Below are 14110 nucleotides of genomic sequence, written 5' to 3' on the forward strand. Positions count from 1 at the left end.
TTCGCCGATTTACCGTCGTCTTGTCAACCGCGCGAACCGCATTGGTCGCGGCGGGTGCCGGCCCCACCCGCCTCCGTTGCTGACGGGGCAGCTCCGCCGCGTCGGCGCCGTGTGGCTTTCAATCGTCCTGCTGTGCAACGGATCTGCGAAGGCCTCGGCCGACGAATCGATCGTGATCGACCTGGTGCGGCATGGGCAGTCGACGGCCAATGCGGCGGCCCTGATCGACACCGCGCCGCCCGGAGCGTCGCTCACCGCGCTTGGTCAGCAGCAGGCTCAGACCGTCGCCGGCGTGCTCGCGGCGAAGGGCCCGGTCGCCGCGATCTTCGCGTCGCAGTTGATCAGGACGCAGCAGACCGCGGCGCCGTTGGCTGCCGCGTTGGGGATGAATGTGCAGGCGTTGCCGGGGCTCAACGAGATCGACGCCGGCGCCTTCAACGGCCAGCCGCAGGTCAGCCTCGGCGGGCTGGCCTACCTGCTGGCACCGGTCGCGTGGATGCTCGGGCTGCGGATCGTGCCGATGCTGGCCTCCGGATCCACCGACGCCAACGGGTACGAGTTCCGCAGGCGTTTCAACGGCGCGCTGCAAACCGTGTACGGCAATGCCGCGACCAACGCGGGCGGCTTCAACGACGTGCTCCAGGCGATGTATGCCAGTGCGGTCGCCAACCCGGTCCGCGCCGCGAACGGCAGGATCACCGAGGTGGCGTTCTCTAGCGAATTCGCCATCGGCGTCGGGACGATGATGACCGTCAGAAACCCCGATCCGTTGCTCCTGCTTTTCGATCCGCTGCCCAACACGGGCATCGTCGTGATCCAGGGCAGCCCCCGCGATGGCTGGACGCTGATCAGCTGGAACGGGAAACCGGTGCACCCGGGTTGGTCGGGCACCAAGAACGCTCGCGGCGCCAACGGCCTGTGCCTGATGTTGGACCCGTCGACCAGGACCGGCGTATGCGCGACCAAACCGCCCGCGACGGCAAGTGCGCCGGTCGCGGCGTCTCCTGGCTTAAGCTGATTTGCCCGGCTCAGTCGGCCACCGGCGGCCCGCGCGGCCGCCAGGCTAGGGTGGGTCACCGGCTGGACCACAATACGCAGGCGAGATCAGGTGGGAGCGTGTCATGCCGGCAATCGTCCTCATCGGCGCCCAATGGGGCGACGAGGGCAAAGGGAAGGCCACCGATTTGCTCGGTGGGCGAGTGCAGTGGGTGGTGCGCTACCAGGGCGGCAACAACGCCGGACACACCGTCGTCTTGCCCACCGGCGAGAATTTCGCGCTGCACCTGATCCCGTCGGGGGTGCTCACCCCCGGCGTCACCAACGTCATCGGCAACGGGGTGGTGGTCGACCCCGGCGTCCTGCTGGACGAGCTCAAGGGCCTCGAGGACCGCGGCGTCGACACCTCCAAACTGCTCATCTCCGCCGACGCGCACCTGCTGTTGCCCTACCACGTCGCCATCGACAAGGTCACCGAGCGCTACATGGGCAACAAGAAGATCGGCACCACCGGCCGCGGCATCGGGCCCTGCTACCAGGACAAGATCGCCCGCATCGGCATCCGGGTCGCCGACGTGCTCGACCGGGAGGTGCTGACGCACAAGGTCGAAGCCGCGCTGGAGCTGAAAAACCAGATCCTGGTCAAGATCTACAACCGCAAGGCGCTCGACCCGCACCAGGTGGTCGAAGCCCTGCTGGAGCAGGCCGAGGGTTTCCGCCACCGCATCGCCGACACCCGGCTGCTGCTCAACACCGCGCTGGAGGCCGGCGAAGCGGTCCTGCTGGAAGGCTCGCAGGGCACCCTGCTCGACGTCGACCACGGCACCTATCCCTATGTGACGTCGTCGAATCCGACGGCCGGCGGCGCCGCCGTGGGGTCGGGCATCGGGCCCACCCGGATCACCGCCGTGCTGGGGATCCTCAAGGCCTACACCACCCGGGTGGGTTCGGGCCCGTTCCCCACCGAGCTGTTCGACGAGTACGGCGAGTACCTGTCGAAGACGGGCGGTGAATTCGGTGTCACCACCGGACGGCGCCGGCGCTGCGGCTGGTTCGACGCCGTCATCGCCCGCTACGCCACCCGGGTCAACGGCATCACCGACTTCTTTCTGACCAAGCTCGACGTGCTGTCCAGCCTGGAGACGGTTCCGGTGTGTGTGGGCTACCGGATCGACGGGGCACGCATCCACGAGATGCCGATGACGCAAAGCGATTTGGCGCGCGCCGAGCCCGTTTACGAGGAGCTGCCCGGTTGGTGGGAGGACATCTCGCACGCCAGGGAATTCGACGATCTGCCTGCCAAGGCGCGCGACTACGTACTGCGACTGGAAGAGCTTGCCGGAGCGCATATTTCGTGCATCGGCGTGGGCCCCGGGCGCGAACAGACCATCGTGCGCCGCGACGTGCTGGCAGCCCGCCCGTGACGGATGCGGCCCAGGATCCCAAAGACCTCGACCCCGAATACGAACACCACGGCGGCTTCCCGGAATACGGGGTGGCCAGCCCGGGCCCGGGCTTCGGGCGGTTCGTGGCGGCCATGCGGCGCTTGCAGGACCTCGCGGTGTCGGCCGACCCCGACGACGACGTGTGGGACGACGCGGCCGACCGTGTCACGGCGCTGACCGAGCTGCTCGGTCCCTTCCAGGCCGCCGTGGAGGGACAGGCGCCCGCCGGGCGCACCCCCGACCTGCCCGGCATGGGCAGCCTGTTGTTGCCGCCGTGGACGCTGACGCGCTACGAGCCCGACGGCTGCGAGATGCAGGGCCGCTTCACCCGGTTTCACGTCGGTGGCAACTACGCGGTGCACGGCGGCGTGCTGCCGCTGCTGTTTGACCACATGTTCGGGATGGTCTCGCACGCCTCGAACCGCCCGATCAGCCGCACGGCGTTCCTGCATGTGGACTACCGCAAGATCACCCCGATCGATGTGCCGCTGGTGGTCCGCGGACGGGTCACCGGCACCGAGGGGCGCAAGGCGTTCGTGTCGGCGGAATTGGTCGACACCGACGGCGCGCTGCTGGCCGAGGCCAACGGCCTGATGGTGCAGTTACTCCCAGGCCAGCCCTAGGCTAGGTGGCCCGCTTCCTCAGCACCCCGCTACGCGGGCCGCATCGTCAGCGGGCGGCTCGACCGGCGCACCACAGGAACCGACCTATCCTTGAGCCGTGACTGACGGCCTGACCGACGGACGGGACGACGAGACGACGGCGCTCGTGGTGCCCCAGCAAGCGCCGGCGCGCGCCGAAGCCCCGCCCGCGGCGCCCGCCGACGGCAGGCCCACGGTGGTGCTGCTGGGTGCCGGCGAGATCGGCCGGGAGCTGGCGATCGACCTGGGGCGCCTCGGGGCGCGGGTGATCGCCGTCGACGCGCGCCCGCACGCGCCCGCCCACGGCGTGGCCGATCAGGCGCTGGTGCTGCCGCTCAGCGACGCCGCCGAGCTGGCCGCGGCGCTGCAACGGCTGCAACCCGACTTCGTGGTGACCGCGACCGACACCGTCGCCGCCGAGGCCCTCGACCGGATCGCCACCGGATCCGGTGCCGAGCACCCCGTGCTGGTGCCCAGCGCTCGCGCCGTGCGCCTGAGCGCGGACCGCGAGGGCCTGCGCCGGTTGGCCGCCGACGAGCTGGGGCTGCCGACCGCGCCGTTCTGGTTCGTCGGGTCGTTGGGCGAACTCGAGGCGGTGGGCGCGCACGCGGGATATCCGCTGTTGGTCAAGCCGGTGGCCGGGCCCAGCGGGTCGGGCCAGTCGGTGGCGGCGCGCCGCGAGGACCTCGGCGCCGCCTGGCAGCGGGCGGTGGGCGGTCATGCGGGCCCCGGCCAGCCCCGGGTGCTGGCCGAAACCGTGGTCGAAGTGGAGTTCTACGTGACGCTGCTGGCGGTGCGCAGCGAAGGCCCGGCGGGCTCGTCGATCGAATTCTGTTCGCCCATCGGTCATCGCGGCTCCGGCGGGCAGGTGCTGGAATCCTGGCAGCCGCAGAAGTTGAGCGCTGCGGCGACCGACGCCGCGAGGTCGATCGCCGCGCGGATCGTCAAGGCACTGGGCGGCCGCGGCGTCTTCGCGGTCGAACTGATGATCAACGGCGACGAGGTGTACTTCGTCGACGTCACCGCACACCCGACCGATAGCGCCTGGGTGACGCTGCGCAGCCAGCGCCTGTCCGCGTTCGAGCTGCAGGCCCGCACGGTCTTGGGCCTGCCGGTGGACACCATGATGGTGTCGCCGGCCGCCACCCGCGCGATCGAGCCGGCCGACTCCCATGACCCCGCCGCGCTCAGCGGCGCGCTGAGCGTGCCCGAAAGCGATCTGCGTGTCCTCGGACGCGGTTACCGGGCCCTGGCCACCGCGCCCGAGGTGACGGCCGCGCGGGAGCGCGCCGGCCAGGTCGCCGGCCGGCTGGCCGCGCCGCAGTCACCCGCCTGAGCGGGCCGGTACTTCGCGCGAATCCACCGCCGCCAAGCGGGTACCGCGTAGGCCTCGATACCATCTCAGGTCAGGTAATCGCTGTGGGTCCGGGGGAATCCGGCCGGGGCTTGAGCGCCCGGGCGCGGATAGTGTGGCTGACAACGCGTACGAAGAACGAGGGATACGAGCATGAGCACAGAGCGCGCACACTCCTACGCGGGCGACATCACGCCGCTGGAGGCATGGAAGCTGCTCAGCGACAACCCCAACGCCGTGCTGGTCGACGTGCGCACCGACGCCGAATGGCGATTCGTCGGTGTGCCCGATCTGTCCAGCCTCGGCCGCGAGGTGTTGTTCCTGGAGTGGAATTCGTCCGACGGACGGCGCAACGAGAATTTCGCCGAGCAATTGCGCGAGCAGGTTGCGTCGGCGCAGGCCGACGCGGAACGCCCGGTGCTGTTCCTGTGTCGCTCGGGAAATCGCTCCATCGGCGCCGCCGAGGTGGCCACCGAGCTGGGCATCACACCGGCCTACAACATCCTGGACGGCTTCGAGGGTCAACTCGACGCCAACGGTCACCGGGGCGAAACCGGTTGGCGGGCCGTCGGATTGCCTTGGAAACAGGGCTGAACAGGGCTGAAACGGCGATGAAACCGGCCGACGACGGCTCCATTCGCACGCCCGCGGCGCTGCCCGACGGAGTCAGCCAGGCGACCATCGGCGTGCGCGGCGGGCTGTTGCGTTCGGGTTTCGACGAGACCGCCGAGGCGATGTATCTGACGTCGGGCTATGTCTACGAGTCCGCGGCGGTGGCGGAGCAGTCGTTCACCGGCGAGGTGGATCACTTCGTCTACTCGCGCTACGGCAACCCGACCGTGACGATGTTCGAGGAGCGGCTGCGCCTGTTGGAAGGGGCGCCCGCGGCCTTCGCCACCGCGAGCGGCATGGCGGCGGTGTTCACCTCGCTGGGGGCGTTGCTGGGGGCGGGGGACCGGCTGGTGGCATCGCGCAGCCTGTTCGGTTCCTGTTTCGTGGTGTGCAACGAGATCCTGCCGCGGTGGGGGGTCGAAACCGTCTTCGTCGACGGTGACGACCTGGCGCAGTGGGAGCAGGCATTGTCGGTGCCCACCACGGCGGTGTTCTTCGAGACGCCGTCGAATCCGATGCAGTCACTGGTGGATATCACCGCGGTGTGCGAGCTTGCCCACGCCGCGGGCGCAAAGGTGGTGCTGGACAATGTTTTTGCCACACCACTTCTGCAGCAGGGCATTCCGCTCGGCGTCGACGTGGTGGTGTATTCCGGCACCAAGCACATCGACGGCCAGGGCCGGGTGCTCGGCGGGGCCATCCTGGGCGACAAGGAGTACATCGACGGCCCGGTGCAGAAGCTGATGCGGCACACCGGCCCGGCGATGAGCGCGTTCAACGCCTGGGTATTGGTGAAAGGGCTTGAGACGCTGGCGGTCCGGGTGGAACACAGCAATTCGTCGGCGTTGCGGATCGCCGAATTCCTGGAGAGCCATCCGGCCGTGAGTTGGGTGCGCTACCCGTATCTGTCCTCGCACCCGCAATACGACTTGGCGAAGCGCCAGATGTCCGGCGGGGGAACGGTGATCACCTTCGCGCTGGACTGCCCGGACAGCGTGGCCAAACAGCGGGCGTTCGAGGTGCTGGACAAGCTGGCGCTGATCGACATCTCGAACAACCTCGGTGACGCCAAATCCCTTGTGACGCATCCCGCGACAACCACACACCGGGCGATGGGCCCGGAGGGGCGCGCGGCGATCGGGCTCGGCGACGGCGTGGTGCGCATCTCCGTCGGGCTGGAGGGCGCCGACGATCTGATCGCCGACATCGACCGGGCGTTGAGTTAGCCGGCCTGTTTTTCGGCGGAGTCGACGTGCTCGGCGGCCGCCAGCGTCCCGTCCTGCGCTTGCCGCTCCAGCCAATCCACCACTGGACGGGCGTAAATCATCTGGCTGGTGATGGCCATCTGGCCGCGGGTGCGGCCGAGGAACGAGATGCCCCAGGCGAACATGGCGGCAATGCGGTTGCGGTGGCCGATCAGGTAGTACAGGTGCAGCACCAGCCACGCCAGCCAGGCGATGAACCCGGCGAACTCCACCTTGCCGACCTGCGCGACGGCGCTGTAGCGCGAGATCAGCGCCATGCTGCCCTTATTGACGTACTTGAACGGCTTGCGTTCGGCGGGGTCGTCGTCGCCCTTGACCGCGCGCTTGATGACGGTCGCCGCGTATTTGGCGCCCTGGATGGCGCCCTGCGCCATGCCGGGGACGCCCGGCACCGACATCAGGTCGCCGACGACAAAGACGTACGGGTGGCCCTTGACGGTGAGGTCGGGTTCGACGATCACCCTTCCGGCGCGGTCGGTTTCGGTTCCGCTGGACTGCTCGGCGAGCATCGCGCCCAGGGAGCTGGCCTGCACCCCCGCCGCCCACACCTTGCACGCGCATTCGATGCGGCGCTCGCCGCCGTCCTGCTCCTTGACCGTGATGCCCATGTAGTCGACCGCGGTCACCATCGCGTTCAGCTGCACCTCGACGTCCATCTTCTCCAGCCGGCGTTGCGCCTTGAGGCCGAGTTTCGGCCCCATCGGCGGCAGCACCGCGGGCGCCGCGTCCAGCAGGATGACGCGGCATTCGCTGGGGGTGATGGTCCGGAAGGCCCCGGCCAGGGTGCGCTCGGCCAGCTGCACGATCTCGCCAGCCAGTTCCACCCCGGTGGGCCCGGCCCCGACCACCACGAAGGTCAGGCGGCGTTTGCGCTCGGCCGGATCCGTGGCGACCTCGGCCGCTTCGAAGGCGCCCAGGATGCGGCCGCGCAACTCCAGGGCGTCGTCGATGCTCTTCATCCCGGGCGCGAAGGCGGCGTATTCGTCGTGGCCGAAGTAGGACTGCTGTGCGCCGGCGGCCACGATCAGGCTGTCGTAGGGCGTCACCGTCTCCATGCCCATCAGGTGGGATGTGACCGTCCTGGCGGTGAGGTCGATGGCCGAGACTTCGCCCCACAGCACCCGGACGTTGCGCTGGCGGCGCAGGATCAGCCTGGTGGTCGGCGCGATGTCGCCCTCGGACAGGATGCCGGTGGCCACCTGATACAGCAGCGGCTGAAAAAGATGCGTGGTGGTCTTCGAGATCACGGTGATGTCGACGTCGGCGCGCTTGAGCGCCTTGGCCGCGGACAGTCCGCCGAAGCCGCTTCCGATGATGACGACACGATGGCGCGACATGCCTGTCCCTTCTGCGTGGGCCTGGGTGTCGATCTTCCCAGCGCATGTCCACCGTACGACGCCACCCCGCAGAAAGGCGAGCATCCGAAGGAACGGCAGCGCCCCGCACGACAGTCACACCTGACCGGCGGGCGCCGTATGACCAGACCCGTTGCAAGGCAACGGGTCTGGAGAACCCCCGGGTGTCGACGCGCGTCAAGGCGCCGCGCACCTACCCGAAATGCTTTGTGTGGTGCAGGATCCCGGCCGGAGTCGCGCCGAGCCAGCGACCCGTGTCGCGGCCCCGGCCGGTCACCCGTTGGTCTTCGCTATGCGAAGTGTTATGCGAACGAAAAGCCACAAATTGCTTTGTGGCTTTTCGGTTACTGAGCTGCTATCCGGTGCAGGTCAAACCGGGTCCGCAGTCGATAACTAGCGGAACCGTACAAGCCGAGGTCATCGGTGCTGCGAAAGCGAGGACCAAGGCGAGGACGATTTTGCCGGTACGACGTGACATAAGAACCCCCTTCGTCTGGGAGACGATTGTCTGATGCCCGACGCGGGCGAGTTTACGCGGTCAACCGCTTGGAGCTAACGGATTTCGTGAATATTGCGGCACGATTCGTCAAACGGATGATTCGGCGTCACGAGCGGTATGCGGCCGCCTTGGCGGCAATGGAATTTCAGCAAAATCCGGCCGCGGCGAGAAATGGAAATATTCTGCGCCGCTATCCCGGCGAGGCTATATTGGAGCGCTATTCAACCGCTGCTCGGGGCCGGTGCGCGCACACTGGATATGAATTCAAAAGCGCGCCCAAACCGGCGGTGTCCGGGTCGCGGCGAAACCGTCGAGCCGACAATTGGTTTCACCGCCGGGCGGCGGCACCCGCGTCGGCCTAGAACGGCCACGCGTTGGCGTCGGTCTTGTACTTGGCGTTGAGGTCGCTGCAGAAGTCGGCGGCGGTGCCGGCCAGCAGGATGTAATACGTCTCGCCACGGCGGCTTTCGTACGACGTGGGCGTGGTCCAGCCGTTGTTGCACATCGCGGCTTCACCGCCCGCCGCCGACCTGCGCCAGTTGGTCTTGGCACAGGCGATCAGGCCGTCGACGTTGGGTGTGGCGCTCTTGGCCGCGACCAACATCGCGCCTCCCCACTGCCCGTCGTTGCGCCGGTAGGCGCGTGCGCCGAATCCGGCGTTGTTGGTCTGGCAGGTCAACGCCCGGCGCAGCAGCGAGAAGGGGCCCGCCAGCTGCTGGTTGGCGACCCCGGCCGCGGCGTTGATGAACTGCGCCGCGTCCGAGCCGTCCACCTCCTGCACCACGTCAGGCTTGCCAAAGCTGAAGAGCTGCTGGGAGATTCCCTGCCCGGCCGTCGAGCCGCCGCCGATGATCGGCCCGCTGCCGCTGGAGGTCATCGCCGGCAGGGCCGCGGCGGGATCGGCGCCCGCCGCGGGCAGGCCGGTGGCGGCGCCCAGGGTCAGCAGCGCGATCGTGCTGCGAAGCCGGCGCGCGGTGAGTTTCATGACCTTTATTTCAGCACGTCCGCGTAGTCGGCGCGGCGGTCGTCGGCAATCAGTCCGGTCAGCAGGTGGCGCGTCTGCAGCGCGATGTACTCATCGAGGCTGTAATTCGTCCCGAAATGCCAGTGCTTGAGCGCCCAGCCGTGGGCGAGCAGCATGACGTCGAACACGGTGAGATCGACGTCGACGTCGCGGAAGGCGCCCCGGGCGATGCCGGCCTCGATCACCGTGCGCAGCGGTGCGGCGGTGGCGATTTCGAGGTCCTTGATCTGCGTGCGACCTGGCCCCCCGAGGGTGCGGCTCTCCCGGTAGGTCAGCACCACGCCGTCGAGGTTCTCGTCGACGATCTCGATATAGCGGCGCACGCCCGCGGTCAGCTGGTCGACGACGTCGTCGCCGGCGGCCGCGATGACCGGTGCCAGTTGGTCGCGGAACGCGTCGAGGATCCGCACGATCGTCGCGAGCAGCAGGTCCTCCTTGCCGCCGAAGTACTTGTAGATCAGGCCGACGGAGACCTTGGCCTCGCGCGCCAGGTCCTGCATGGACATCTGGTGAAACCCGTTGCGGCCCATGACCTTGACCGCGGCGTCGAGCACCTGGCGGCGTCGCGAGTCGGCCCGGGCCGCGCGCACCGCCTCCTCGACGGGCAGCTCGCTGTAGTCGACGGCCATCAGATGCCCAGGTCCTTGGCGATGATCGTCTTCATGATCTCGTTGGTGCCGCCGTAGATGGTTTGGATGCGGGCGTCGACGAAGGCGCGCGCCACGCCGTATTCGCGCATGTAGCCGTAGCCGCCGTGCAACTGCAGGCAGCGGTCGGCGGTGCGCACCTGCAGGTCGGTGGTCCACCACTTGAGCCGCGCGGCGCGCGCGGCGGTCAGCTCGCCGGCCAGGTGCTGGGCCAGGCAGTCGTCGAGATAGGTGCGGGCGATGTCGATTTCGGTGGCCAGTTCGGCGAGGACGAATTGGCTGTTCTGGAAGCTGGCGATCGGTGAGCCGAACGCGGTGCGGTCCCGCACGTAGTCCAGCGTCTGGGCGAGGATGCCTTCCGCTGCGGCCACCGCCCCCACCCCGAGCGCGAGCCGCTCCTGGGGCAGGTTCTTCATCAGCTGGTAGAAGCCCTTGCCCTCGTCCTCGAGCAGATTGGCCCTGGGCACCCGCATGTCGGTGAAGGTGAGCTCGCTGGTGTCCTGGGCGTGCAGGCCGATCTTCTCCAGGTTGCGGCCGCGGGAGAACCCCGGTGTGGTGGGGTCGACGACCAGCAGCGACAGGCCGTGGTGACGGTCCGGCGAGGTGCGCACCGCGACGACGAAGAGGTCGCCGATCTGCCCGTTGGAGATGAAGGTCTTGGCGCCGTTGACGACGTAGTCGTCACCGTCGGGCACCGCCGTCGTGCGGATCCCGGCCAGGTCGCTGCCGGTGCCGGGCTCGGTCATCGCGATGGCGAGCACCGTCTCGCCGGTGACCACGCCGGGCAACCAGCGCCGTTGCTGTTCTGGGGTGGTCAGGTCGGTGAGGTAGGGCAGCACCACGTCGTTTTGCAGCGTGAAGGCGATGGCCTCGGCGGCCGCGCCCGCCCGCTGCAACTCGTCGATGACGATCGCGTTGTAGCGGAAGTCGGCCACGCCCGGGCCGCCGAGGCGCTCGGGTACGGAAAAGCCCAGCAGTCCGAGCTTTCCGGCTTCGATGAACAGCGCGCGATCCCACTGGCCGTCCCGTTCCCACTTCTCGTGATTGGGCACGACCGTCCGGTGCACGAAATCGCGTACCAATTCCCGGAACTGGTGATGCTCGGACGTGTACTCGAGGCGTGCGGCCATGGGTCTGTCGTCAGCGGAAGGCGTCGCTGCCGGTGAACGCCTGGCCGAGGACGAGCTGGTGCATCTCCGGTGTGCCCTCGTAGGTCAGCACCGATTCCAGGTTCACCATGTGCCGGATCACGGGGTATTCCAGCGATATCCCGTTGCCGCCCAATATGGTTCGTGCGGTCCGGCAGATCTTGATCGCTTCGCGGGTGTTGTTGAGTTTGCCGAAGCTGACCTGCTCGGGGCGCAGGCCCACGCTGTCCTTGAGGCGGCCGAGGTGCAGCGAGAGCAGCTGGCCCTTGTGCAGCTCGACCGCCATGTCGACGAGCTTGGCCTGGGTCAGCTGAAATCCGGCGATGGGCCGGCCGAACTGGGTGCGCTGCGTGGCGTAATCCAATGCGGCCTGCCACGCCGAGCGCGCCGCTCCCATGGAGCCCCAGACGATTCCGTACCGGGCCTCGGACAGACAGGACAGCGGCCCGCGCAGCCCCTTGGCCTCGGGCAACATCGCCTCGGCGGGCACCCGCACGTCGTCGAGCACCAACTCGCTGGTAATCGAGGCCCGCAGCGACAGCTTGTGATGAATCGTGTTGGCGGAAAAGCCCGGTGTCTTGGTGGGCACGATGAAGCCGCGAATCCCATCGTCGGTGGTGGCCCACACCACCGCGACGTCGGCCACCGAGCCGTTGGTGATCCACAGCTTGCGGCCGTTGAGCACCCAGTCCGAACCGTCTTGGCGCGCCCGGGTTTTCATCGCGGCGGGATCGGAGCCGACGTCGGGTTCGGTCAACCCGAAGCAGCCGAGCAGCTCACCGGTGGCCATGCCGGGCAGCCATTCCTGCTTCTGCTCCTCGGACCCGAAATTCCAGATCGCGAACATGGCCAGTGAGCCCTGCACCGAGACCATCGACCGGAGGCCGGAGTCGGCGGCCTCCAGCTCCACGCACGCCAGCCCGTAGTGCACGGCCGAGGCGCCGCCGCAGCCGTACCCCTCCAGGTGCATGCCCAGTAGCCCGAGCTGACCGAACCCCTTGGCCAGTTCGCGCACCGGGAGATCGCCGATCTCGAACCACTCCGCCACGTGCGGCAGCACGTTCTCGGCGCAGAATTCCCTGACGGTGTCGCGCACCGCCAGCTCGTCGCTGGATAGCGAGGCGTCGAGGCCGAGCGGGTCGTCGCGGTCGAAGGCGGGCGGTGTCTGAGTGCTCATGTCCTCAGCCTGCCACCGTCGGGCCGCCGGTTACCACCGCCGGACCGGCGGAGTGAATGGGGATTCATTGCTGACGAATCTAGGTTCACCGCGGCTGCGCGGTCAAGGATCATGCGACGTCCCGGTAGTCTCGCTGCATGCTTAGGCTCCGGGGGCCGGCCTGGCTCGCGGTGGATGTCATCGGCGTGCTGGTGTTCTGCGCCGTGGGTCGCCGCAGCCACGACGAAGGTCTCAACATCACCGGCGTCGCCGTGACGGCGTGGCCGTTTCTCACCGGCACCGTCGTCGGGTGGCTCGTCTCCCGCGCGTGGCGCCGGCCGACCGCGGTGGCGCCGACCGGGGTCGTCGTGTGGCTGTGCACGGTGCTCGTCGGCATGCTGTTGCGCAAGGCGACCTCCGCGGGCGTGGCGGCGAGTTTCGTGGTGGTGGCGACGACGGTCACCGCGCTGTTGTTGTTGGGCTGGCGAGTGGCCGCCGGGCTGGCCCTGCGGCGGCGCTCCGGCGTCTGAGGCGACCATGGCGCAGACGGTTGACGTGGCGGTGACCGCAACTTTCGGCGCGGCCGCGCGGGCGGTGGCCACCCACCAGGGCCTGCTGAACGATCCCTTCGCCGAGCCGCTGTTGTGCGCCGTCGGGATCGACTACCTCACCCGCGCGATCACCGATCACGTGTTCGCGGCCGACGAGGGCGACGACCCGGCCATGACGGCGCTGATGGACGCGCTGGCGGCGCACACGCGGTTCGTGGACGAATTCCTGGCCGACGCCGGCCGGGCGGGCATCCGGCAGGTGGTCATCCTGGCGTCGGGCCTCGACACCCGGCCGTACCGGCTGTGGTGGCCCAAGGGCACCACGGTCTACGAGATCGATCGGCCGCAGGTGCTCGACTTCAAAGCCGAGGTGCTGCGCGGGCTGGACGCCACATTGGCCACCCACCGCTGTGCGGTCGGCATCGAGCTGCGCCAGGATTGGCCGGCGGCGCTGCGCCGGGTCGGGTTCGACGCCGCCCAGCCCACGGTCTGGGTCGCCGAGCAGCTGCTCGTCGGCTACCTGCCGCCCGACGAGCAGAACCATGTGCTCGACGCCGTCACCGCCTCGAGCGCCGCCGGTAGCCGGTTCACCGCCGATCACATGCCCACCTGGAATCCGTTGCAGCTCGGGGCCGAGCGTGCATTCGTCGACGGCTGGCGACAGCGCGGTCTGGACGTCGACCTGGCCAGCCTGACCTATCCGGGCGAATACCATTACGTGCCAGAGTATTTGGCGTCCAATGGCTGGGAGACCGCCGGGCGCGGCCTCACCGAACTGCTGGGTGCGCTGGGCCTGGGCAGGCGGCGAAGCGCCGGAGCCGGCGACTCGGAGTTCATCCCGGAATACGTCACCGCGACACGCGTTTGAGCCTTGGTGATGCCGGAATCAACCACGCCCCGCGGCCGACTGCGGTTCGTGTCGGCCACTCACGACGACCCGCTGGCGCAACCGCTGCTGGCCGAACTGGCCGTCGAGTATGCGCAACGGTACGGCGGGACGCCGAGCACCCACCTGACCTGGCTGCCCGTGCCGGAGGCCGAGTTGGCGCCGCCGGATGGCGGACTGCTGATCGGCGTGGTGGACGGCGAGCCGGTGACGGGCGGCGCGTTTCGCCGGTACGACGCCGAGACCGCCGAGCTCAAGCGGATTTGGACCGACGCCAGGCACCGGCGCCGCGGTTACGCCAAGGCGCTGCTGGCGGCGCTGGAGGCCGAAACCCTGGCGCGTGGGTATCGGCGGCTCTACCTGATCACCGGGAACCGGCAGCCGGAGGCCGAGGCGCTCTATGACGCGACGGGATACACCCGGATAACACCGGATCCACTGCCGTCGTGGGGCCCGTTCATTCCGATCGCCTTCGAGAAGTGGCTGGCTTGAGTTGAGTTCGGCGCCCGCGCCGGTCCTCGCCCTCGCCGG

14 protein-coding genes are annotated in these 14110 nt (G+C 68.7%); 9 read left to right on the top strand and 5 right to left on the bottom strand.

From position 1 onward, the window contains the following. Positions 1-109 precede the first annotated feature (109 nt). The 6 genes from A5624_RS24535 (at position 110) to A5624_RS24560 (ending at position 6274) form a co-directional block, all read left to right on the top strand. A complete protein-coding gene (locus A5624_RS24535) occupies positions 110-1018 on the top strand; it encodes a histidine phosphatase family protein (protein ID WP_369827519.1) in 909 nt (302 codons plus the stop codon). Positions 1019-1121: 103 nt separating this feature from the next. After that, positions 1122-2420, top strand: a complete 1299-nt coding sequence (locus tag A5624_RS24540) for an adenylosuccinate synthase (protein WP_066872362.1) — start codon at positions 1122-1124, stop codon at positions 2418-2420. After that, entirely contained in the window at positions 2417-3064 is a 648-nt protein-coding gene (locus A5624_RS24545) for a PaaI family thioesterase (protein WP_066872365.1), read from the top strand. The genes A5624_RS24540 and A5624_RS24545 overlap by 4 nt, the downstream gene beginning before the upstream one ends. A 97-nt stretch (positions 3065-3161) precedes the next feature. Continuing rightward, positions 3162-4418 (top strand): formate-dependent phosphoribosylglycinamide formyltransferase, encoded by a 1257-nt coding sequence (purT, locus tag A5624_RS24550; RefSeq protein WP_066872367.1) that lies wholly within the window; start codon positions 3162-3164, stop codon positions 4416-4418. A 171-nt stretch (positions 4419-4589) separates the two neighbouring features. Then, on the top strand, positions 4590-5030 hold the full coding sequence (locus tag A5624_RS24555; protein WP_066872370.1) for a rhodanese-like domain-containing protein: 441 nt from the start codon (positions 4590-4592) through the stop codon (positions 5028-5030). Positions 5031-5047: 17 nt separating this feature from the next. Next, positions 5048-6274: an O-succinylhomoserine sulfhydrylase gene (locus A5624_RS24560; RefSeq protein ID WP_066872373.1), complete on the top strand. Its 1227-nt coding sequence runs from the start codon at positions 5048-5050 to the stop codon at positions 6272-6274. Here the strand turns inward: A5624_RS24560 and A5624_RS24565 are convergent. The 5 genes from A5624_RS24565 to A5624_RS24585 form a co-directional block, all read right to left on the bottom strand. Further along, the gene (locus A5624_RS24565) at positions 6271-7650 is read right to left on the bottom strand and encodes an NAD(P)/FAD-dependent oxidoreductase (RefSeq protein WP_066872376.1); all 1380 of its coding nucleotides are present in this window, start codon (positions 7648-7650) and stop codon (positions 6271-6273) included. The genes A5624_RS24560 and A5624_RS24565 overlap by 4 nt on opposite strands. A gap of 875 nt (positions 7651-8525) precedes the next feature. Continuing rightward, positions 8526-9152, bottom strand: coding sequence for a hypothetical protein (locus A5624_RS24570; protein ID WP_066872379.1), 627 nt, complete (start codon positions 9150-9152; stop codon positions 8526-8528). A gap of 5 nt (positions 9153-9157) precedes the next feature. Continuing rightward, a complete protein-coding gene (locus A5624_RS24575) occupies positions 9158-9820 on the bottom strand; it encodes a TetR/AcrR family transcriptional regulator (RefSeq protein ID WP_066872382.1) in 663 nt (220 codons plus the stop codon). After that, the gene (locus tag A5624_RS24580; RefSeq protein ID WP_066872384.1) at positions 9820-10968 is read right to left on the bottom strand and encodes an acyl-CoA dehydrogenase family protein; all 1149 of its coding nucleotides are present in this window, start codon (positions 10966-10968) and stop codon (positions 9820-9822) included. Before A5624_RS24580 ends, A5624_RS24575 begins: the two co-directional genes overlap by 1 nt. Positions 10969-10978: 10 nt before the next feature. Continuing rightward, positions 10979-12163, bottom strand: a complete 1185-nt coding sequence (locus tag A5624_RS24585; protein ID WP_066872387.1) for an acyl-CoA dehydrogenase — start codon at positions 12161-12163, stop codon at positions 10979-10981. A gap of 137 nt (positions 12164-12300) precedes the next feature. On the opposite strand from A5624_RS24585, the gene A5624_RS24590 reads away from it, so the two are divergent. Genes A5624_RS24590 through A5624_RS24600 form a run of 3 tightly spaced genes read left to right on the top strand, consistent with a single transcriptional unit; the run spans position 12301 to position 14071 of the window. Further along, positions 12301-12672: a DUF3054 domain-containing protein gene (locus A5624_RS24590; RefSeq protein WP_066872389.1), complete on the top strand. Its 372-nt coding sequence runs from the start codon at positions 12301-12303 to the stop codon at positions 12670-12672. Between the two features lie 7 nt (positions 12673-12679). After that, positions 12680-13561 (top strand): class I SAM-dependent methyltransferase, encoded by an 882-nt coding sequence (locus tag A5624_RS24595; protein ID WP_066872392.1) that lies wholly within the window; start codon positions 12680-12682, stop codon positions 13559-13561. A 6-nt stretch (positions 13562-13567) separates the two neighbouring features. After that, complete coding sequence (locus A5624_RS24600) at positions 13568-14071, top strand: GNAT family N-acetyltransferase (RefSeq protein ID WP_066872543.1); 504 nt, start codon at positions 13568-13570, stop codon at positions 14069-14071. Positions 14072-14110: the final 39 nt, after the last annotated feature.

The organism is Mycobacterium sp. 1482292.6 (genome assembly GCF_001672995.1).
Taxonomy (GTDB): Bacteria; Actinomycetota; Actinomycetes; order Mycobacteriales; family Mycobacteriaceae; genus Mycobacterium; species Mycobacterium europaeum_A.